General features: G+C 37.7%; 20 protein-coding genes. 10 read left to right on the forward strand and 10 right to left on the reverse strand.

The genetic code is table 11. From position 1 onward, the window contains the following. Window positions 1-49 precede the first annotated feature (49 nt). The gene (locus Q763_RS17845) at window positions 50-202 is read left to right on the forward strand and encodes a hypothetical protein (protein ID WP_157499437.1); all 153 of its coding nucleotides are present in this window, start codon (window positions 50-52) and stop codon (window positions 200-202) included. A 47-nt stretch (window positions 203-249) separates the two neighbouring features. Here Q763_RS17845 and clpX read toward each other — a convergent pair whose 3' ends face one another. The 6 genes from clpX to Q763_RS13260 form a co-directional block, all read right to left on the reverse strand. Continuing rightward, the gene (gene clpX, locus Q763_RS13235; protein WP_035135097.1) at window positions 250-1,482 is read right to left on the reverse strand and encodes an ATP-dependent Clp protease ATP-binding subunit ClpX; all 1,233 of its coding nucleotides are present in this window, start codon (window positions 1,480-1,482) and stop codon (window positions 250-252) included. A gap of 76 nt (window positions 1,483-1,558) precedes the next feature. Further along, window positions 1,559-2,233, reverse strand: coding sequence for an ATP-dependent Clp endopeptidase proteolytic subunit ClpP (gene clpP / locus Q763_RS13240; protein WP_035135099.1), 675 nt, complete (start codon window positions 2,231-2,233; stop codon window positions 1,559-1,561). Window positions 2,234-2,323: 90 nt separating this feature from the next. Next, window positions 2,324-3,649 carry a trigger factor gene (tig, locus tag Q763_RS13245; RefSeq protein ID WP_035135101.1) on the reverse strand — a complete coding sequence of 442 codons (1,326 nt, stop codon included), beginning with the start codon at window positions 3,647-3,649 and terminating at the stop codon, window positions 2,324-2,326. Window positions 3,650-3,764: 115 nt separating this feature from the next. Further along, window positions 3,765-4,115 (reverse strand): phage holin family protein, encoded by a 351-nt coding sequence (locus tag Q763_RS13250; RefSeq protein ID WP_035135103.1) that lies wholly within the window; start codon window positions 4,113-4,115, stop codon window positions 3,765-3,767. A gap of 92 nt (window positions 4,116-4,207) precedes the next feature. Next, window positions 4,208-5,779, reverse strand: coding sequence for an SGNH/GDSL hydrolase family protein (locus Q763_RS13255; protein ID WP_035135105.1), 1,572 nt, complete (start codon window positions 5,777-5,779; stop codon window positions 4,208-4,210). Window positions 5,780-5,789: 10 nt separating this feature from the next. Continuing rightward, a complete protein-coding gene (locus Q763_RS13260) occupies window positions 5,790-7,034 on the reverse strand; it encodes an OmpP1/FadL family transporter (protein WP_035135134.1) in 1,245 nt (414 codons plus the stop codon). Window positions 7,035-7,346: 312 nt separating this feature from the next. Here Q763_RS13260 and Q763_RS13265 point away from each other — a divergent pair, with 312 nt between their 5' ends. Next, on the forward strand, window positions 7,347-8,906 hold the full coding sequence (locus tag Q763_RS13265) for an AsmA family protein (RefSeq protein WP_035135107.1): 1,560 nt from the start codon (window positions 7,347-7,349) through the stop codon (window positions 8,904-8,906). A 40-nt stretch (window positions 8,907-8,946) separates the two neighbouring features. Here Q763_RS13265 and Q763_RS13270 read toward each other — a convergent pair whose 3' ends face one another. Both Q763_RS13270 and Q763_RS13275 read right to left on the reverse strand, forming a co-directional pair. Then, window positions 8,947-9,711: an alpha/beta fold hydrolase gene (locus Q763_RS13270; RefSeq protein ID WP_035135109.1), complete on the reverse strand. Its 765-nt coding sequence runs from the start codon at window positions 9,709-9,711 to the stop codon at window positions 8,947-8,949. A 2-nt stretch (window positions 9,712-9,713) separates the two neighbouring features. Continuing rightward, complete coding sequence (locus Q763_RS13275) at window positions 9,714-10,427, reverse strand: pyridoxine 5'-phosphate synthase (protein ID WP_035135111.1); 714 nt, start codon at window positions 10,425-10,427, stop codon at window positions 9,714-9,716. 104 nt (window positions 10,428-10,531) lie between these two features. On the opposite strand from Q763_RS13275, the gene Q763_RS13280 reads away from it, so the two are divergent. The 8 genes from Q763_RS13280 (at window position 10,532) to murI (ending at window position 18,727) form a co-directional block, all read left to right on the forward strand. Next, window positions 10,532-11,191, forward strand: a complete 660-nt coding sequence (locus tag Q763_RS13280) for a CBS domain-containing protein (protein ID WP_035135113.1) — start codon at window positions 10,532-10,534, stop codon at window positions 11,189-11,191. 14 nt (window positions 11,192-11,205) lie between these two features. After that, a complete protein-coding gene (locus Q763_RS13285; RefSeq protein ID WP_035135115.1) occupies window positions 11,206-12,087 on the forward strand; it encodes an NAD kinase in 882 nt (293 codons plus the stop codon). A 155-nt stretch (window positions 12,088-12,242) separates the two neighbouring features. Beyond that, window positions 12,243-12,926 carry a type IX secretion system protein PorG gene (porG, locus tag Q763_RS13290; protein WP_035135117.1) on the forward strand — a complete coding sequence of 228 codons (684 nt, stop codon included), beginning with the start codon at window positions 12,243-12,245 and terminating at the stop codon, window positions 12,924-12,926. Between the two features lie 4 nt (window positions 12,927-12,930). Beyond that, the gene (locus Q763_RS13295; RefSeq protein ID WP_035135136.1) at window positions 12,931-13,671 is read left to right on the forward strand and encodes an isoprenyl transferase; all 741 of its coding nucleotides are present in this window, start codon (window positions 12,931-12,933) and stop codon (window positions 13,669-13,671) included. Window positions 13,672-13,678: 7 nt separating this feature from the next. Then, window positions 13,679-16,261 carry an outer membrane protein assembly factor BamA gene (bamA, locus tag Q763_RS13300; RefSeq protein ID WP_035135137.1) on the forward strand — a complete coding sequence of 861 codons (2,583 nt, stop codon included), beginning with the start codon at window positions 13,679-13,681 and terminating at the stop codon, window positions 16,259-16,261. 36 nt (window positions 16,262-16,297) lie between these two features. Next, window positions 16,298-17,335, forward strand: a complete 1,038-nt coding sequence (locus tag Q763_RS13305) for an OmpH family outer membrane protein (protein ID WP_052123443.1) — start codon at window positions 16,298-16,300, stop codon at window positions 17,333-17,335. A 32-nt stretch (window positions 17,336-17,367) separates the two neighbouring features. Next, window positions 17,368-17,877, forward strand: a complete 510-nt coding sequence (locus Q763_RS13310; RefSeq protein ID WP_035135142.1) for an OmpH family outer membrane protein — start codon at window positions 17,368-17,370, stop codon at window positions 17,875-17,877. A gap of 67 nt (window positions 17,878-17,944) precedes the next feature. After that, entirely contained in the window at window positions 17,945-18,727 is a 783-nt protein-coding gene (murI, locus tag Q763_RS13315; RefSeq protein WP_035135118.1) for a glutamate racemase, read from the forward strand. Between the two features lie 6 nt (window positions 18,728-18,733). On the opposite strand, the gene Q763_RS13320 is transcribed toward murI, so the two are convergent. Beyond that, window positions 18,734-19,264 (reverse strand): gamma carbonic anhydrase family protein, encoded by a 531-nt coding sequence (locus tag Q763_RS13320; RefSeq protein ID WP_035135120.1) that lies wholly within the window; start codon window positions 19,262-19,264, stop codon window positions 18,734-18,736. 58 nt (window positions 19,265-19,322) lie between these two features. Further along, a complete protein-coding gene (locus tag Q763_RS13325; RefSeq protein WP_035135122.1) occupies window positions 19,323-20,315 on the reverse strand; it encodes a PorP/SprF family type IX secretion system membrane protein in 993 nt (330 codons plus the stop codon). Window positions 20,316-20,553 lie beyond the last annotated feature (238 nt).

Raw genomic sequence — 20,553 nt, forward strand, 5'->3', positions numbered from 1 at the left:
ATCAGCTGTTTATATTGTAGTTTTTATCTTTGTAAAAAAAGCGAACACTATGAAAAAGACTTATGTACTGGTATTTGGCGCCTCGGTATTACTATTAGCCTCCTGCGGCCCCAAGCGACTGGGCTGCAACGGCAGAAAATGGTGTGATACCGAAAACATTCAAAAAACAGAAAAGACAACAACAGTAAAAAAAGATGTATAAATAAAAAGGCTGCCAATTGGCAGCCTTTTTATTTATTATATAAGCAGTTATGATGCTGCTTTTAAACGCTTAAGTAAGGTTTTGTTTAAGTGATGTTCCACATATTCCTTATCAATATTAAGTTCCGTTTCATCAGAACCCGGAATTTCATACATCGCCTCATTTAATATTGCTTCACAAAGTGAACGTAGTCCCCTTGCACCAAGCTTATACTCTAACGCCTTGTCTACAATATAATCAAGAGCCTCATTATTAATAGATAATTCAACATCATCCATTGCAAACAGCTTTTTGTATTGTTTTACAAGCGCATTTTTAGGCTCGGTAAGTATCGCTCTTAGTGTTTCCCTATCAAGCGGATCCATGTGTGTTAGAACCGGAAGCCTACCTATAATCTCAGGGATAAGGCCAAAGTCTTTCACATCTTTAGGGATGATGTACTGCAACAGGTTGTCGTTATCAATCTCATCAGCATTACGCGATGTGCTGTAACCTACAGCCTGCCTGTTAAGCCTTTTTGATATAACACGGTCAATACCATCAAAAGCACCACCGGCAATAAACAGGATATCCTGAGTATTCACCTCTATAAACTTCTGGTCAGGGTGTTTTCTTCCTCCCTTAGGCGGAACATTCACCACAGTACCTTCAAGAAGCTTTAGTAAAGCCTGTTGTACTCCCTCTCCCGACACATCTCGTGTAATAGAAGGGTTATCGCTCTTGCGGGCAATTTTATCTATTTCATCAATAAATACGATACCTCTTTCTGCCTTTTTCACATCATAGTCGGCTGCCTGTAGTAAACGCGTAAGTATACTCTCAACGTCTTCACCTACATAACCGGCTTCTGTAAGTACAGTGGCATCTACAATGGTAAGCGGTACATTTAGCATCCTTGCAATGGTTTTAGCCACCAGGGTTTTCCCTGTACCGGTTTGCCCTACCATAAGGATGTTACTTTTTTCAATCTCTACCCCTTCATCATCCTGCTTTTGCATCAGCCTTTTGTAGTGATTGTAAACTGCTACCGACAGTACCTTTTTAGTTTGGTCCTGCCCGATAACATACTGATCAAGGAAAGCCCTAATCTCTTTCGGCTTTTTAAGCTCAAGCTCAGCCGCAAGTGTTGACGATCCGCTTTGCTTAAGCTCTTCAAGCACTATACCGTGAGCCTGTTCTATGCATCGGTCACAAATATGCGCGTTAATACCTGCTATAAGCAAATTGGTTTCAGGCTTTTTCCTGCCACAAAAAGAACACTCTAAAATCTCTTTAGCCATATGTTTTACTCTATGTTTTAAAGGCCGGATTATAGGTCCGGCCAATTAAAACGCAAATATACTATTTATTTCTTATTTACTCTCTTATAAGCACTTCGTCAATCATACCATATTCCTTAGCCTCAGTTGCTTTCATCCAGTAATCTCTCTCACTGTCTTTGAATACTTTGTCGTAATCCTGCTTAGAGTGCTTAGATATTATACGGTATAACTCCTCTTTTAGTTTTAGCATTTCACGAAGATTGATCTCCATATCAGTAGCAACACCCTGTGCTCCTCCCGATGGCTGGTGAATCATAACTCTTGAATGCGGTAATGCCGAACGTTTACCATCGGCTCCGGCACACAGAAGTACAGCCCCCATAGAAGCTGCCATACCTGTACAGATAGTAGCTACATCAGGCCTAATGTACTGCATGGTATCATACATACCTAAACCGGCATATACGCTACCTCCCGGAGAGTTAATGTAGATTTGGATGTCTTTTGAAGCATCTGTACTTTCAAGGAACAATAACTGCGCCTGTACAATGTTTGCCACCTGGTCGTCTATACCTGTACCTAAAAAGATAATCCTGTCCATCATTAAACGTGAAAACACGTCAAGCTGAGCCACATTCATCTGGCGTTCTTCCATGATATAAGGAGTCATACCCATTGGGGTAACTCGGTTAACTAATTTATCGTAATATAGATTGTTTATGCCATGATGTTTTGTGGCATATTTTCTAAATTCTTTGCCGTAATTCATAGTCCGTTTTTGATTTAAATTTAATTAAGTGTAAAAAAAAGCGTCAGGATAAAAATCCTGACGCTCAAATATACTCATTTTTTACGAAATTTACTCTCCGTACATTTCCTTAATGAACGCTTCGTAAGTAACTTCTTTTTCTTTTGCTTTTACGTTCTCTTTAAACAGGTTAAGCATTTTTTCGCTCATTACCTGCTCAGATAACCTCTTAACTTCGTCTTTGTTAGAAAGTACTCTTGATACGATACCTTCAACATCTTCGTCTGTTGGATTCATCTGACCGAACTGTGCCATTTGTTTTTTAATAACCTCTGCAGTGTATGCTTTAAGATCATCAAAAGTTATCTGAAGGTTGTTATCAGTAATGATTTTACCTTCAATTAACTGGTAACGTAGACCTTTTTCAGATTTGTTGTACTCTTCCTCAGCCTGCTCTGGAGATAGCGGGTTTTCACCTGCTGTTTGTATCCATTTTTTAAGGAATTCTGCAGGAAGATCAAACTTAGTATTCTCAATAAGGAACTCAGTTACATCGTTAAGGAATTTCTGATCTGCCTGAGTAGCAAACTGCTGCTCTGCATCTTCCTTAATTTTTTCTTTTAACTGCTCTACAGATGTTACAACACCTTCACCAAAAAGCTTATCAAAAAGTTCCTGGTTAAGTTCTGCTTTCTCTGTAGTATTAATTTCTTCAATAGTGAAGTCAACATCAATTTCAAGACCGTGAACATCGTCGTGACCTACTTTAAGGTACTCCATAAGTTTGTGGTCGTCATCAAACAGGTTTTTAGTAGAAACAGTAACTACATCACCAACTTTTTTACCGATGAATTTTTTACCTGCTGTTTTAGTTTTGAAGATAGAAGGAGTAATTGTTACAGTATTATTGATACCTTTCTCTTCGTTAGTGAAAGTACCTTTAATATCGTCTCCCTCTTCTGATTTCTCTTTAGAAACAAGTTTACCGTATTGTTTTTGTATACGCTCTACCTGCTCATCAAGCATTTTCTCGTCTGCTGTGATGTTGTATTTTACAAGTTTGTTTTTAGCCGCAAGATCTACAGCAAACTCAGGCGCAAGACCAAGTTCAAACTCAAAAGCATAATCATCTGCATCCCAGTTAAAATCTTCAGTGATTTTCGGAAGCGGATTACCAAGAATATCCAGTTTCTCCTCAACAAGGTAATCGTTTAGTGAAGTCTGAAGTAATTTGTTTACCTCGTCTACAAGAACGGCTTTACCATATTGTTTTTGTATAAGGCTCATTGGCACAGCACCTTTCCTGAATCCAGGGATACTGGCATTTTTTCTGTAATCACCTAATACCTTATCTACGTTTGGTTTATAATCTTCTTTTGTAATGGCTACTGTTACAACAGCATTTAGCGCATCTACCTGCTCTCTTGTAATATTCATTATCTAAAATTGTTTAAACACCATAAAATTATGGGTTGCAAAAATATATTTTTTTTACAACCCACACAAGTTTTTAATTTATTGTATTTCAATACCCTTAAAAAGAATACTGATATTAATTACGTGATTCTTTTTCAGACAGTCCCACTACCAGCGACTGACAGAAAGACAACAGCAGGCTAAACAGTAATGCATACCAAAAACCATCAACTGTAAAACCGGGAACCAGCTCATCACACAGTAAAATAATTATAGCATTTATTACCAGCAAAAACAGCCCCAGGGTAAAAATTGTTGCCGGCAAAGTAAAAAGCACCAGTATAGGCTTTATAAATATATTTAAGAGTCCAAGTACCACAGCAACTAATAGCGCCGTTATCCAATTAGTAACATTTACCCCCGGAAGAAGGTTTGCCAATACGAGCACAAAAACCGTGGTAAAGAAAATTTTTATAAGTGTTTTCATATAAAATCAATTTGTAAGACACCTATAAAAATAAAAAAAGCATCGGGGAAATCCGATGCTTTTTAAGAAAATATTATCTCTTTTCTAATCTTTTAGTTTGTAGGCAATACCGTAGCACCAGGGTAATAACCCGGCACTATATTAGGCAGCTTAGCATTGTAATAGCTGTTAATTACTTTAATAATTTCATTAGCTACCATAGCATACCCCCTTGCATTAGGGTGAACACCATCAAGAGAGAACACTGTTGTATTTAATGCCGAAGTACTAAAGTAATCAGCAGTATAAATTTGTCCGTCCTCTACTCTTAATCCACTTACAAGCTGATTAAGTATAGCATTCATATCGGCAACTGCAAGTCCTTTTGAAGCAGCAATAGCTTTAATAGTATTATTATAGCTTGTTGTAGCTACTTTAACCATTTCGCCCTCAGCAGCTGTTAACACATGACTATCCTGTAACGGATAAGTAACCCCAAAACTATTAAAAGGCGCAGGTACACCCGCAGGAGCAGCGCCTATTACACCTCTTGTTGTTAACAGTACCAAATCGTTTGCCGTAGCCTGCCTTGCCTGTCCGTAAGTTTGGCCTAAAAAGTCGGCTATAGGAGCATACTGAGGAATAGTAGAAGCAACAGCAGTAATTTGAGCACTTAAATCAGTAAGACTTTCATCTTTTATCAATAATGGGTTAGCAGCTCCTAAATCAAGAGCATTAATTCTGTCTCCCGCACCAAAATTAGTCAGTATCTGATCCAAAACTCCATAAAGTTGCTGATTAAGCTGAGTCATAGTAGCAGCCCCAACCTGTGAATCACCCCCACCTAAAAGCTGAGTGGTTAACGGATTGTAAGGAACCGTGGTAAAGAAAGGTATCGAAGTAACATCCGGTATGGTTGCCACTACCCCTTTAGCTCCGCCAGAAGTAAGCATATCTGTAATTGCAGAATAAGTTGCTGCAAACACATTAGGATCGGTAATATCATTACCTCCGTAAGTTGACGGATCAAGGTTACCCGTTTGATCTACACCTACACCTCCTGATGTTGCAAACGAAAGCACATCGTTGCTACCAATCCAGTTAGTAAAGAAGGTAGGATTTTTAGTCATTGCATCACCCATTACTGTAGCAGTTGGCGACGTTGCATGACGCACAAAGTAAGGATTTGCCTGACCCGTAGCCACACCTGCAAGGTTACCATAACCAGGCGCCAGTAAATGGAATGATTTTGCTCCCGGCACACCCATATTATTATAAGCCATTGCCTGTTGGTTAGAAACCTCTATAGTTGGTGTACCATTAATGGCTTCCGGTCCACCGGCAGAAGCATTAATTATAAGCCTTGTTGATGCAATTTGCATACCTCCAAGGGTAAGTCCGCCATAATCATTAATATCATCATCATAAGACGGTTGTGTAAACGCGCCTCCGCCTACTACAGCAAACTGCTGTGAAAGCAGGTTAGGAAACGAATACATTTGCCCACCACGAGACACAGTACCATCCATATAACCTGCCGTTAATGAGTTACCTACTGCTACGTATGATGAAAAATCGGCATCACCCGCACTGTAACTCGCGTTTGTCACTTCATTATTAAATTCAGGCTCACAGGCAATAAGCCCGGCTGCAAGTAACGATAAGTATATAAATTTATTTTTCATGTCGTTTTTTTTAGAAATTGTAGCTTAAACCTACACCAGGAGAGAACACCACATTTTTATACGTACCTCCAAAAGAAGTATTCTGACCATCTTCCTGATAGTAGTCATACGAGTTATTAACTTCTTTAAAGTGTAGGAAAAGGAATGAGAAATCTACCCCTAACCTTTGGTTAATCTGGTAACTTAAACCACCTGTATACCCCATAGAATCATTTCTGGGTGTTTCCGGAGCAAAGAAACCATCCTGTACCGGGCTTTCGTCAAAGTACCAACCTGCACGGAAAGAGAACTTCTCGTTAGCTGTATACTGAGCACCTACCCTGTAAGTACTGGCATCTTTGTAATTTCTTGGATTAATCGATGTTGGCGCTGCATTATGGAAATCAACAATAAGTGATTTGTATACATTCCAGTAAGCCCTGTTATAATCAAAAGCTACAAGAAGTTTATCATTAACCTTATATGAGAAACCTACCGTAAGTTCAGCAGGAAGCGGAAGATCGGCATCAAAGGTAGTATTTGTTAATGTAGTGGAAAGGAACCCCGGAACATCATGGAAAGTTGCATCTCCATCACGAGCTTCCATAGTAATTTCAGAACGGTAGTTAGCACCAATAGTAAGGTTTTCTGTTGGCTTTAACATCATACCTGCTGTCCATCCCCATGCTGTAACACCACCGGCATCAATAGTAACATCAGTCCTGTTACCCTGCTCATCGGTTTGGCTTCGGCTAATATTCCTGTTAAAGTTTACACTACCTGATACAAATATAGGACCACCGCCCACACTAAAATAATCGTTTACTTTTAATGAGATAGACGGCTGAAAATAAATTGCCTCAAGATCAATATTATTAACAAGGTGAGAACCCTGCCAGTCCTGATCCCACTCTACAGCACTACCGTAAGGTGTATATACTGCTAAACCAACAGAAAGCCAGTCGGTAGCCCTGTACGAAACATAAGCACTAAATGGTGTACCGAAGTTTTCGGTTGAGTTGGTCCAGTTGTTTGCCTGATTTTGAAATTTGGTTCTTGCAAATAATCCGTTTGCTCCTACCGAGGCATTAAAACGGTTTTCAAGAAACGCCATACCCGACGGGTTAAAGAACAAAACCTCGGCACTGTTTACAACACCAACCCCGGTGTGTCCCATTGCCAACTGCTTTTGTCCCTGAAGACTAACCCTATACCCTCCTGCAAAAGCCGAAGCAGCCGTTAAGGCCGTTAGGGTTAAAGATAATAGTTTTCTCATGGTTAAATAAGTATTAGTTTTTTCATATTGTAAATAGCTTATATCAAATTTAGGATATTTTATGAAAAATACAACGATTGAGATAAAAATATTATGCATTCATAATAATTTATTTTTTAAAAAACCCCTATATTTTTTAACAATCTACCGAAAAACGTAGTTATTTTTTAAATAAATAACATATTATTAACCTTTTTAAAGCTTCAACAGTCTCATTATAATAACTTTAACAGCTATACTATTAACAAAAACATAAAACACATTTATAAGCCCTAAAAACATAGTACCTTAACGGTATAAACCAAAATACCAATGTCACTTTTAAAAAAAATACTCATAGGACTAGCTATACTAATTGCTTTAGGAACAATTGCCAATTACGGATTAAGCTACTGGATATCAAGAAAATTACCTACCATCATCCAGTCAGACAAAGACATGCCTTATAACATCAGCTACACCGACCTGGATATAGCCCTGCTAAAAGGTAACATTACAATACTCAACGCTTCACTATCTCCTAAAGACAGTACCGCACAATTAAAAAGCGGTGCTTACGGTCAAATTGAAAAAATACGCATAGAGCATTTTAGCCTTTGGGCACTTCTAAAAAACAACAAGATAAGGGTTGACAATATCATTATAGATAAACCCGAAATCATACTATACCCCGAAGAAAATAAATACAATGTAAAAGGAGACCTTGTAAAACCATTTAAAAACACTGTTTTTACAGAAACGGTTGAAGTAAACAGAGGTAAATTTACCCTGCTTGATACTACTGACAATACTAAACTGAAAGCATCTAATATAAATATGCTTTTCAGAAACATTAAAATAGACAGCACTACTATTGATGATAATTTACCGGTAAAATATTCGTCTTACAGCTTAAAGTGTGACAGCTTGTTTTATCAGGTAGACAAACAATACAACATCACAACACAAGAGCTTAACATTAGCGATACCGCCATTACCGTAAATAATTTTAAGTTAACGCCGGAACAGACCCGTATGGAATTTGCACAGTCTATCCCAAAGGAGAAAGACCAATACCGAATTGAAGTAAACAAAATACACATTCCTGATTTACTTTGGGGTTTTGTGAACGACACCTTATATGTACGAACACCTCTTGTTGATTTAACTAAAGTAAACGCAGTTATATACAGACCTAAAATGGCTCCCGATGATTTATCGGTAAAAAAACTATACAGCCAAATGCTGCGCGAAATAAAATTTGACCTGAAAGCCGACACGATAAAACTAAACGACTCGTATGTAGAATACCAGGAACAGCAAAGTTATGATAAGCCTGCTGCCAAAGTAATGTTCTCTGATTTTAATGCCACAATAAAAAACATATACAGCCCGATTAATAAAACTGAAACTCCGCAAACCACTCTCGACGTTAATTGTCTTTTCATGAAATCGTCCCCATTAAGTGTACACTGGACTTTTGATATTACCGATGAAACCGATGCATTTACCATACAGGGAAAACTGCAAAATGTAAAAAGTAGTGTGATTGACCCGGTAGCCAAACCATTAATGAACATTACCACTACGGGCGACCTAAAAGAAATTTACTTTACATTTAACGGAAACCGCAACAACTCAAACGGAGATTTTGCCATTAAATATGAAGACCTCAAAGTAAAACTCTACAAAAAGGACGGAAAGGATAAAAACAAACTCATGTCGGCCGTTGGTAACCTGTTGGTGAAAAACGATAGTGAAGATGAACTAAAAGAAACAGAAGTAAGTGTGGAGAGGCTTAAAGACAAATCGGTATTTAATTTCCTGTGGCGCTTTTTGTATGAAGGACTCAAAAAAACACTACTCCCTAAAATCATTAGCGGAGGTGATTAAAGCAAAAGAGGACTGAAAAAACAGTCCTCTTTTTATTTTGTTATGCTGTAAGAAACTCCAGCGTCTCTGTCAAAAAATCTTTCGGATTTTCGGCATGCAACCAGTGCCCCGCATTTTTAATATCTTTTATAATCGCTTTAGGAAAGTGATTATGAATCATTTCAAAATCTTCGTCTTTTATATAATTGGATCTGTCTCCTCTTAAAAACAATACAGGTCCGTCATACACACTACCTTCAGGTAATGCAGCTCCTATATTTTCAATCTTATCGGTAAGCACTTTCAGGTTAAACCTAAAATCTAAGTGTCCCGGTTCTTTCCAGTACAGGTTTTTCATAAGGAACTGACGGGTACCAAAATCATCAATATACTTTTTAAGGATATCTTCCACATCACTCCTACCCGGTTTCATCGAAAAATCTACCGCATTCAAACCCGCTAATATGTCCTGATGGTGAGGCCTGTAGTATTTCGGACCTATATCAGCTATTACTAACCTGTCCAGCATTTCGGGATGCGCCACAGCAAAAAACATACTGGCCTTACCTCCCATAGAGTGACCAATAACATCTATTTTCTCTAACTTATAATACAGGCAGTAATCATAAATATCCTGAACCATAGCACTGTAATCAAACTCTTCCGAATGAAAACTCTTACCGTGATTTCTCATATCTATGACATGCACCTGATATCCTTTTTCAGCATATTGACCACCAAGGGTTTTCCAGTTGTCAGACATCCCTAAAAAACCGTGTATTATAAGCAATGGCTTGCCTTCTCCTTCTACTCTGGAATGCAACATAGTTATTTTAGTTTTTGAAGATACATATTCACAACATTTTCCAGACCAAGGTAAAGCGACTCTGCTACAAGCGCATGTCCTATAGACACCTCTAAAAGACCGGGAATGTTTTCTTTAAAAAACTTGATATTATCCAAACTCAGGTCATGACCGGCATTTATACCTAAACCTAACTCGTTTGCCAGTTTTGCCGAAGCCACATAATGATCAATACCAGCAGTATTACCTAAGCTGTACTCATGAGCAAAAGCCTCAGTGTATAATTCAATCCTGTCGGTACCGGTTTCTTTAGCCCCTTCAATCATTTCTAAAACCGGGTCTACAAATATAGAAGTACGTATACCATTACTCTTAAACTCGGCAATAACATCCTGTAAAAACGATTTATGCTTTACAGTATCCCATCCGGCGTTAGATGTTATAGCATCGTCGGCATCCGGAACAAGAGTAACCTGTGTAGGCTTTACCTCAAGTACAAGATCGATAAACTTCTTCACAGGGTTTCCTTCTATATTATACTCGGTATGCACAACAGAAACTAAATCCCTGGCATCCTGATAACGGATATGTCTTTCATCTGGCCTTGGGTGTATGGTAACACCTTGTGCTCCAAATTTCTGAACATCGGCTGCAACTTTAAGTAAATCGGGAACATTACCCCCTCTGGAGTTTCTTAACGTTGCTATTTTATTTATATTTACACTAAGTTTTGTCATTACACGGTTGTTTAACTCAAATTTTACACAAAAATACAAAGTAAAATTAAGGTAGGATATTCTAATTTTTGATTATTTTGCAGTAATAACTCATACTCCCCAACATGATTGATATTAACGACTTTATCAACAACCAAATCAAACCGTTAAATATAACCGAATCCATAGCTGATGCTCAGGATCTTTTTGCCGAATACACCTTTTCCCATTTTCCTGTAACAGAAAATGGCATATATATAGGTTGTGCCAGTGCCGAAGACACCGAACTTATGGATATTGAAAAAACACTTGAGGATATGCGCTATACCCTTGAAAGGTTTTTTGTGCGCGACACCACCATATGGCTGGACGTATTGGAAATATTTGCCAAAAACGAAACCAATGTGGTTCCTATTCTTGATAAAGACAACAATTATTTGGGATATTATGAGATTACCGATATTATTCAGTTTTTCCACCAAACCCCTTTCTTAAAAGAAGACGGAGGTATACTGGTAGTACAAAAAGGCATTGCTGATTACAGTATGAGCGAAGTTGCTCAAATTGTGGAAAGCAATAACGGCAGGCTGCTGGGGCTTTTCATATCTGAAGCCAATCTTGAAAAGGTACAGATAACCCTAAAAATAAGCCTTGGGGGATTAAGTGAAATCATCCAGACTTTCAGAAGATACAATTACGAAATCATATCAGAGCACCAGGAGGATGCCTACATCAATACACTAAAAGACCGTTCTGACTATTTAGACAAATACCTGAACATATAATAAGCGTGAGGAACATGAGGATAGCAGTATACGGACAGTATTATAAAGACAATACCGAAGACATTATTGAAAAAATGTTTGCGGTTTTTGAAGGCCATACCACCGAGGTTATTTTTGAAGCCAAATTTTACAATGCCATAAAAGAGAAAGGACTCCTTAAGGAGGAGTATGCTACTTTTAGCAACCATGAGGAGCTGGACCGCAGGTTTGATATGCTTATCAGTATTGGCGGCGATGGCACCATGTTAAGGTCAGCAACTTATGTGCGCGACAAAAACATACCTGTATTAGGTATTAATGCCGGGCGTTTAGGTTTTTTGGCAACTGTACAGCAGGATGAAATTGAAACCCTGCTGCCTCTTATTTTTGAAAACAAATACAAAATATCTCCACGCACGCTTTTATCCCTTGACTACGAAGGAATGGAAAAGGAAGCCGGACTGGATTTTGCACTTAACGAAATCACTGTAAGCCGTAAAGACACTACTTCCATGATCACCGTAGAGGTAAAACTAAACGGAGACTACCTTAATTCCTACTGGGCAGACGGACTTATAATATCTACCCCAACCGGATCTACCGGTTATTCACTTAGTTGCGGCGGACCGTTACTGATACCTGAGGTAAACAGCCTTGTTATCACCCCTATTGCACCACATAACCTTAATGCAAGGCCACTGGTAATTCCGGATGATACCGAACTGGAACTTAAAGTAAGCGGTAGGGAACCACAGCACCTTATCTCACTTGACTCAAGAATACTTACAGTAGATACCGAAACCTCCTTTTTTATTAAAAAGACAGGTTTTAAAATCAACATGGTAGAGTTCCCGGATGAGAAATTCATAAAAACCCTACGCAAAAAACTGCTTTGGGGTGAGGATAAAAGAAACTAATAGCAACTTTTTTACCTACACCACATACTACACCACATCTTCTTTCGTTTTTTAGTCTGAACCGTGATTGCAAATTTTCAATTTATAGACGTAAAAAGTCTAAACAGAGGCGAAATAGAAATCTATATTGTTATATTTGCACCTATTTTGATGTAATGAGTAGAGTTTTAGTAGTTTTATTTTTAATTATTGCTTCATTTAATGCCGAAGCCCAAATCAACGAAGTGGGTATTTTTGTGGGCGGAAGCAACTATATAGGTGATGTGGGACCTACAGATTATATAGCCCCTAAAGATCTTGCTTTAGGATTCCTGTATAAGTACAACCGTAGTCCGCGCCACTCCTATAGAGCTTCCTTTACCTATGCAAAGATATCTGCTAACGATGCTGATTCAGACATGAGTGCCAGAAAACAAAGAGGCTATTCATTTGATAATACTGTAAAAGAATTATCTTTAGGCCTTGAATTCAATTTTTTTGACTTCAATCTGCACGAAACTGATTTTCAGCTAACCCCTTATGTATATGGGGGACTGAGCTATTTTTGGTATGATGAGCAGTATATTAATAACGGACGAACTTACGACAACGGTAACAGCAGTGCGCTGGCAATACCAATGACCGTAGGTATAAAAACTAATGTTTTACCAAACTTTGTAATAGGATTTGAAGTGGGTGCGAGATATACTTTTAGTGACAATTTAGACGGAAGTTATCCTGAAGATGATACCTACCAAAACCTTCGCTTTGGTAACTTAGAAAGCGACGACTGGTATGTATTTACCGGATTTACACTTACCTACACCTTTGGTGAAAAACCTTGCTACTGCCCTAACTAAAATCATGGACAAATCAACTACCATAAATACTGAAAATATACCTAACCACATCGCCATAATTATGGACGGTAACGGCCGTTGGGCTAAAAAACGCGGATTACTTCGCGCATTAGGCCATGAAAGCGGATCGAAATCGGTAAAGGATGTGGTAGAAAACTGTAAGAATATAGGTGTAAAATACCTAACCCTTTATGCCTTCTCTACAGAAAACTGGAACAGGCCAAGGCTTGAAGTGGAAGCTTTAATGAAACTACTTATCCGTTCATTAAAAAAAGAACTTCCTGTACTTCAAAAAAACAACATCAAGCTAAGCACAATTGGCAATACCGACAAACTTCCTGAAAGAGCAAGAAAACAACTTTTAGAGGTTATAGATGAAACCAAGGATAACACCAAAATGCTGGTGACCCTTGCTTTAAGCTATGGCTCAAGGGAAGAAATAGTATCGGCTGTTAAAAAGATTAGTGAACAAGTAAAAACAAACGCGATAGCGGTAACAGATATAAATGAAGAGATAATTACTCAAAACCTTTACACACACAACCTACCGGATGTAGACCTGCTTATAAGAACAAGCGGTGAACAGCGAATTAGCAATTTCCTGCTATGGCAGTGTGCGTATGCAGAATTTTATTTTACCGACGTATTATGGCCGGACTTTACAGAAGAAGACCTGCACGAAGCAATTATCAGTTACCAAAAAAGAGAACGTAGATTTGGAAAAACCAGTGAACAAGTTAAATAAAACCGAGATGTTTTATAAGCGCATTAAATTATTTTCAGCCATATTTCTATGCTTGGCCTCATTTACAGCTAAAGCACAAGACAGGATTGAACCGGGACAGTATGTAATTGCCGATATAAAAGTTAATGGTGACATTACTTACAATGAGCAAACTGTTGTAACATTTACCCGCTTAGAGAAAGGTCAGCGTATTAACGTACCCGGAGAAGAAATAAGTAATGCCATTAGAAAACTGGCGAGCCTTAAACTATTTGAAGACATCAACTTTTATGCTTCTAAAGTTGTAGGCGACAGTATTTATCTTGAACTGGATGTAACCGAACTTCCTAAACTTAGTGAAGTTAAAATGCAGGGGCTTAAGAAAAGTAAGATTGAAGGACTTATTAAGGATACTGAACTTACTAAAGGAAAAATAGTTAACGAGAACCTTGTTACTACTACTAAAAACTATATTGAAAACAAATATAAAAAAGACGGTTACTACAATACTAAAGTAGCTATTAACGTAATACCAGACAGTAGTAATACTGTAAAGATGGTAGTTAATATAGACCGTGGTAAGAAAGTAAAAGTATCCTCAATTAAATTTGACGGTAACACCATGCTTTCAGACGGCAAGCTAAGAGGCGCCATGAAGAACACCAAGAAAAAGAGCTTCATGAACCCGTTACGTATATTTAAATCATCAAAATACATTAAAGAAAAGTATAAGGAAGATTTAGCAAGCATTGTGGACAAATACAAAGAAAAAGGTTACCGTGATGCACGTGTAATTGAAGATACAGTTGCCTACAATAAAGACAAAAATACTGTTGATATAAGCATCCAGATTGAAGAAGGACGCAAGTACTACTTTGGTGATATTAAATTTTTAGGTAATACTGTTTATCCAAACAATATATTAAGTCAGGTTCTTGGTATTAAAAAAGGCGACACCTATAACGGTATACTACTACAGGAAAGGATTGCCAACCCTAACAAACCGGATGGTGAAGACCTTACCAACCTGTACCAGAATAACGGCTACCTTTTCTCAAACATCAACGCAGTAGAGGTACGTACAGAAAACGACACTATTGACTTTGAAATCCGTATTGTTGAAGGACCTATAGCTTACCTTAACAATGTAACCGTTGTAGGTAACGATAAAACAAACGACCACGTAATATACCGTGAGCTTCTAACAAGACCGGGGCAAAAATGGAATAAAGAAGATGTTATTAATACCGTAAGACAGCTTGGTGCTTTAGGTTTCTTTGATGCTGAGACTATTCGTCCTGACGTTAAAAATGCCGACCCATCAACCGGTACTGTAGATGTAGAATGGAATGTAACCGAAAGAGGTTCCAGCCAAATTGAACTACAGGGAGGTTATGGTGGCGGTGGTTTCATCGGTACTCTTGGACTTTCGTTCAACAACTTCTCTATGCGTAACATTTTTAATAAGGAAGCATACAAACCTATACCAATGGGTGATGGTCAAAAACTGTCATTACGTTTACAGGGTAGTACTTATTTCCAAACGTACAGCCTTTCGTTTACAGAACCATGGTTTGGAGGTAAAAAACCGATACAGCTTTTCAGCTCGTTATCGCACAGTAAACAGTTCCTGTACAACTTCCAATCAAGAGACGTTGACAGAAGCCAAAGCTTTACTATTAGCTCTATCACAGTAGGTATGTCAAAAAGGTTAAGTGGTATTTATGATAACCTGAGAATCTCTCACTCACTTACATTCCAGTACTATAACCTTAGCAACTACAACACCGGATTATTTACATTTGGTAACGGTAGTTCACGTAACCTTGCATATACTCTTGAAGTTACCAGAGATAACAGAGGATCACTTATTTACCCGATGTCTGGTTCATTATTCAGCGTAAGTGCAAAAATGACATTACCATACTCATTATTTAATGGCATTGACTACGCAGACCTTGAAAACCAGGCAGCCTATAAAACAACTAACAGTAGCGGACAGTACCTTAACGAAGACGGACAGGTAGTATACGATTATCAGGATGCAGCAGTAGATCAGGGTAAAGTAGACCAGCAGAAGTTTAATTGGCTGGAATATTACAAAATTAAGCTGAAAGCTGATTGGTATACAAAAATTTATAATAAATTAGTACTTCGAACACTTGGTGAATTTGGATTCCTGGGTTCATATAATTCAGACAGAGGGCTTGTTCCTTTTGAAAGATTCTTTGTGGGTGGTGACGGTTTAGCTAACTATTCGTTAGACGGTCGAGAGGTTATACAATTAAGGGGTTACCCTAACCAGGCACTATCTTCTATAAACGGAGGTACAGTGTACAATAAATTCTCATTAGAGTTACGTTATCCTATCACACTTAAACCACAGGCGTCTATATATGTATTAAGTTTCCTTGAGGCCGGTAATTCTTACGATTCATTCAGGAGTTACGACCCGTTTGTCCTTAAGCGTTCAGCAGGTTTCGGTCTAAGGGTATTTATGCCGGCATTCGGTTTATTAGGTATAGACTTCGCTAACGGATTCGATCCGCTTCCGGGCTATACTCAAAAGAATGGTTGGGAAACACACTTTATCATCGGCCAGCAGTTTTAAAAAAATGGCATGATATTTTCTAATAAGAAGTAAACTATGAAAAAACATTTGTTAATATTACTGACCTTATTCTCTGTTGCTGCAGCAACGGCGCAATCTCGCGGACTTAAAATCGCCTATATAGACATGGACTATATACTGGAAAAAGTACCCGACTATGCCGAAGCTAAAAACCAACTTGAGCTTAAAGCTCAAAAATGGAAGCAGGAACTGGAACAGAAAAGAAATGATATTAATAAATTAAAAGAAAGCCTTGAAACCGAAAAACCTCTTTTAACCAAAGAGCTTATTGAGGAAAGAGAAGAAGAAATTAAGTTTCTTGAAAACGATCTTATAGAATATCAGCAAAAACGATTTGGCCCTAATGGTGATCTTATCACCCAAAAGGCAGTACTTGTGAAACCGGTACAGGATCAGGTATTCAATATCGTTCAGGATTTAGCCGAGTCAAGAAACTACGACTTTATATTCGACAAGTCTTCAGACTTGACTATGCTGTTCTCTGCCAAGAGGCACGATATAAGCGACTTCGTTATCAGAAGAATAACAAGAGCTGCCAAAAGAGAAAAATTAAGTGGCAAAGAGCTTAAACAACTGGAAGAAATGGAAAAACAGGAAGAGCTTGAAGCCGACCCTGAATACCAGGACAGACAGAAAAAAATTGAAGACCGAAAAGCTGAAAGAGAAAGACTAATCGAGGAAAGAAGAAAAGCTCAGGAAGAAAAAAGAAGACAATACGAAGAAAGAAGAGAGCAGCTGAAAAAAGAAAGAGAAGCTAAAAGAAACGGAGTTAAAGCTGATAATGAAACTACAGAGGGAGCTGACAGAGAAAATACTTCTGAAAGACCCGCATCTACCAGTAGAGAAGATGCTGTTAAAGCTGCAAGAGAAGAAAGGGAAAGAAAGCTTGAGGAAAGAAAAAAACAAATTGAAGAACGTAAACAACAAATATTAGAACAAAGAGAAGCTGCAAAAAAAGCCCGTGAAGAGCAACGTAATAAAAATACGGAGCAGCAGGAGAACGAAGAGGAAAATAATGATTCAACTCCGCAGGAGGAAAATAACCAAGGATAAAAAACTTAAAACAAAAATTAAAAACTTAAATGATGAAACAATTAAAATCTTTATTAATCGCTGCTGTACTACTATTAGGACTTAGCCAAACTGCAACCGCACAGTCTAAAGTAGCACATATTGATGTATCAGAACTAATGAGCCAAATGCCGGAGATGAAAGCAGCTAATTCACAATTAGAACAATTAAGCAAATCATACGATACAGAATACAGAACAATGGTACAGGAGTTTCAGGCTAAAATCAAAAAATATGATGCAGAAGCCGCTACAGCAGGAGATGCTCTAAACGAGACTCGCGCTAAAGAAGTTCAGGATCTTCAACAAAGAATCCAACAGTACCAACAAAATGCTACTAAAGAACTACAGGACAAACAAGAAGCTATCTATAAACCAATTCTTGAAAAATCAAGAAATGCTATCCAAAAAGTAGCAAGAGCTAAAGGTTACCTTTATGTACTTGATGCTTCTACAGGAAGCGGTGTTATTCTTGCTGACGGACCAGACCTTATGGCTGACGTAAAAAAAGAATTAGGTTTCTAATAAAAACATCATTTCTATACTTTAAAAAACGGCTCAAAAATTTGAGCCGTTTTTTTATATTTGTTAAATGAATAAAAGCACAAACCCTATAGGCTTATTCGACTCTGGTGTGGGAGGCACTTCCATATGGAGAGAAATTCATAATATACTCCCAAGCGAAAACACCATATATCTGGCCGACAGTAAAAATGCTCCCTACGGACAGAAAAGCAAGGAAGAGATTATAGAGCTTAGCATTAAAAACACGGAGTTTCTTCTCAATCAAAACTGTAAAATGATTGTTGTTGCCTGTAATACAGCAACGACAAATGCTATAAAAGAATTACGTACAAAATTCGACATACCTTTTATAGGCATTGAACCCGCCATTAAACCGGCTGCTAATTCTACACAAACTCAAACCATAGGTATATTAGCCACACAAGGCACACTTAACAGCGAATTATTCCACAAAGCAGTACTTGACTATAAGGATATAAAAATCGTTGAACAGGTAGGACACGGACTTGTAAAACTAATTGAAGAAGGCTCACTGGAGTCTGCCGAGATGAAAAAACTCTTACAAGACTACCTAACCCCTATGATAAAGGCCAATATAGACTACCTCGTGCTAGGATGTAGCCACTACCCTTATCTTATACCTCAAATTAAAGAAATACTCCCTGAGACCGTTAAAATAATCGATTCAGGACTGGCTGTAGCAAGACAAACAAAAAATGTCCTGGTTACCCAAGACATCCTTAATAATTCGTCACAAAAAGGAAATACTCTTTTCTATACTAACAGCAATCCTAAAGTGCTAAGTTCCATTTTAGAAAACAAATATGATGTAGAAGAAAGAGACTTCTAAATTCATCTATTTGTTATCAGCATTATCTTCCTTAAACCAGGAAGAGTACATTACATAATTATTAGATATTCTACCTATCTCTCCTGCAAAATCAGAGGCATTAATATCCTTCACCTTTATGGCAGGAATACCGGCGTATATAGTACCTGATTCTACAACCGTATTTTGTGTCACTACAGATCCGGCTGCTACTATAGAGTTACTCTCTATAACACAATTATCCATAACAATAGCCCCCATCCCTATCAGTACATTATCCTGTACTTTACATCCGTGAACAATAGCATTATGCCCTATAGAAACATTATTACCTATCTCTGTAGGATGTTTTTCATAGGTGCAGTGAATTACTGCTCCGTCCTGTATATTTACCTTATCACCTACTTTAATATAGTTCACATCTCCTCTTATCACAGCATTAAACCATACGCTACATTCTTTACCAAAAGAAACATCTCCCACTATGGTAGCATTTTCAGCTACAAAACAATCTTCAGGTATTTGTGGATATTTACCCCTTACTTCTTTAATTATCATATTTCAGAACAAAAAAAAGTCCCGATAAAATCGGGACAGAATTAATAATGCTTTATAATTAGTTTACGGCCGGACAATTACAGTCGTAAGGTCTATCCTGACAGAATAGGTTAATACCTATTGTGATTTGGTGGAAACCACTATTATCAAACTTAACATCACCTGTTAGGTAAGAATAAGTGTAAGCAAACATAAACTGCTTGTAATTAACACCAATTATAGGAGTAAAATATTGTAGGTTTTGATCTTTAGCTCCATTACCATCTATATACTGAGCTCCGTCTAAATATCTTCTATATGATAATCCTCCCCAAAGTCTTCCAAAATCAAGCTCTTTATACACTTTAAGATTAACATCCATTGATTTCTCCTTAGTCTCATCAACAGCCTGGAACATTATAGAAGGCTCCCACTGTAAACGATCTGGATCTCCAAATACATAACCTGCGCTCACTAAATATTTTCTAAGATTATCACTTTCTACATCTGTATAAATATCCCTTTTACTTGCTATTACATTCTTAGCTGTAAAATGCGCATAAAAATCAAGATAGTGATAAGAAGCACCAATATCAATATTGAAATAAGAATCTTTTTGTTTCATTCCTCCATCAATAATAGGATCGAAATCAGGTTCAAATTCTGTCTCATCCAAACGACTTTGAACAAGACCTGCACTCATACCGAATGATAATTGATTCAAATCATAATCACTTCTTGAAAAACGAATATGGTGAGCATAAGTAAGCTTAGCTCCTGTTTGAGAATGATAACCGTTTTTATCATTAAAACCAATAATACCTATACCTGACTGCTCTCCTATTCTTCCGTTAAAACTTAATGTTTGTAACTGAGGGGCATCATCCTGCCCAAACCATTGCTGACGCGCAGTCAACCTGATTTTTGCACAGTTTGCAGCACCGGCCATAGACGGGTGTATTAGGTAATAGTTATCTGACAAATAATCTGAGTAAACCGCAATCCCTTCTTGCGAAAAAGACAGCTGAGTTAGTAATAATCCAAAAAATAGATAAATCTTTTTAAAATTCATGTCGACCTTATCGTTTAATGAGAAATGCGCTTTAGCTTATTGGTGTTTATTAATGTATAACGGTCCTATGGCTAAAATTATTATCAATATTTTTCCATAGCGGTCAAATATATAAATTTTTGCGTTAGGTTGGTAATTTAACCTAATAATATTATATAAAATGCTGCCATTCCTGACAGCATTTTATATATTAACTTGGTTTTCTGCTATCTCTTCAGTGAGAAGTGAGCCTTAAACT

This window comes from Flavobacterium beibuense F44-8, from assembly GCF_000769915.1.
Classification (GTDB): Bacteria; Bacteroidota; Bacteroidia; order Flavobacteriales; family Flavobacteriaceae; genus Flavobacterium; species Flavobacterium beibuense.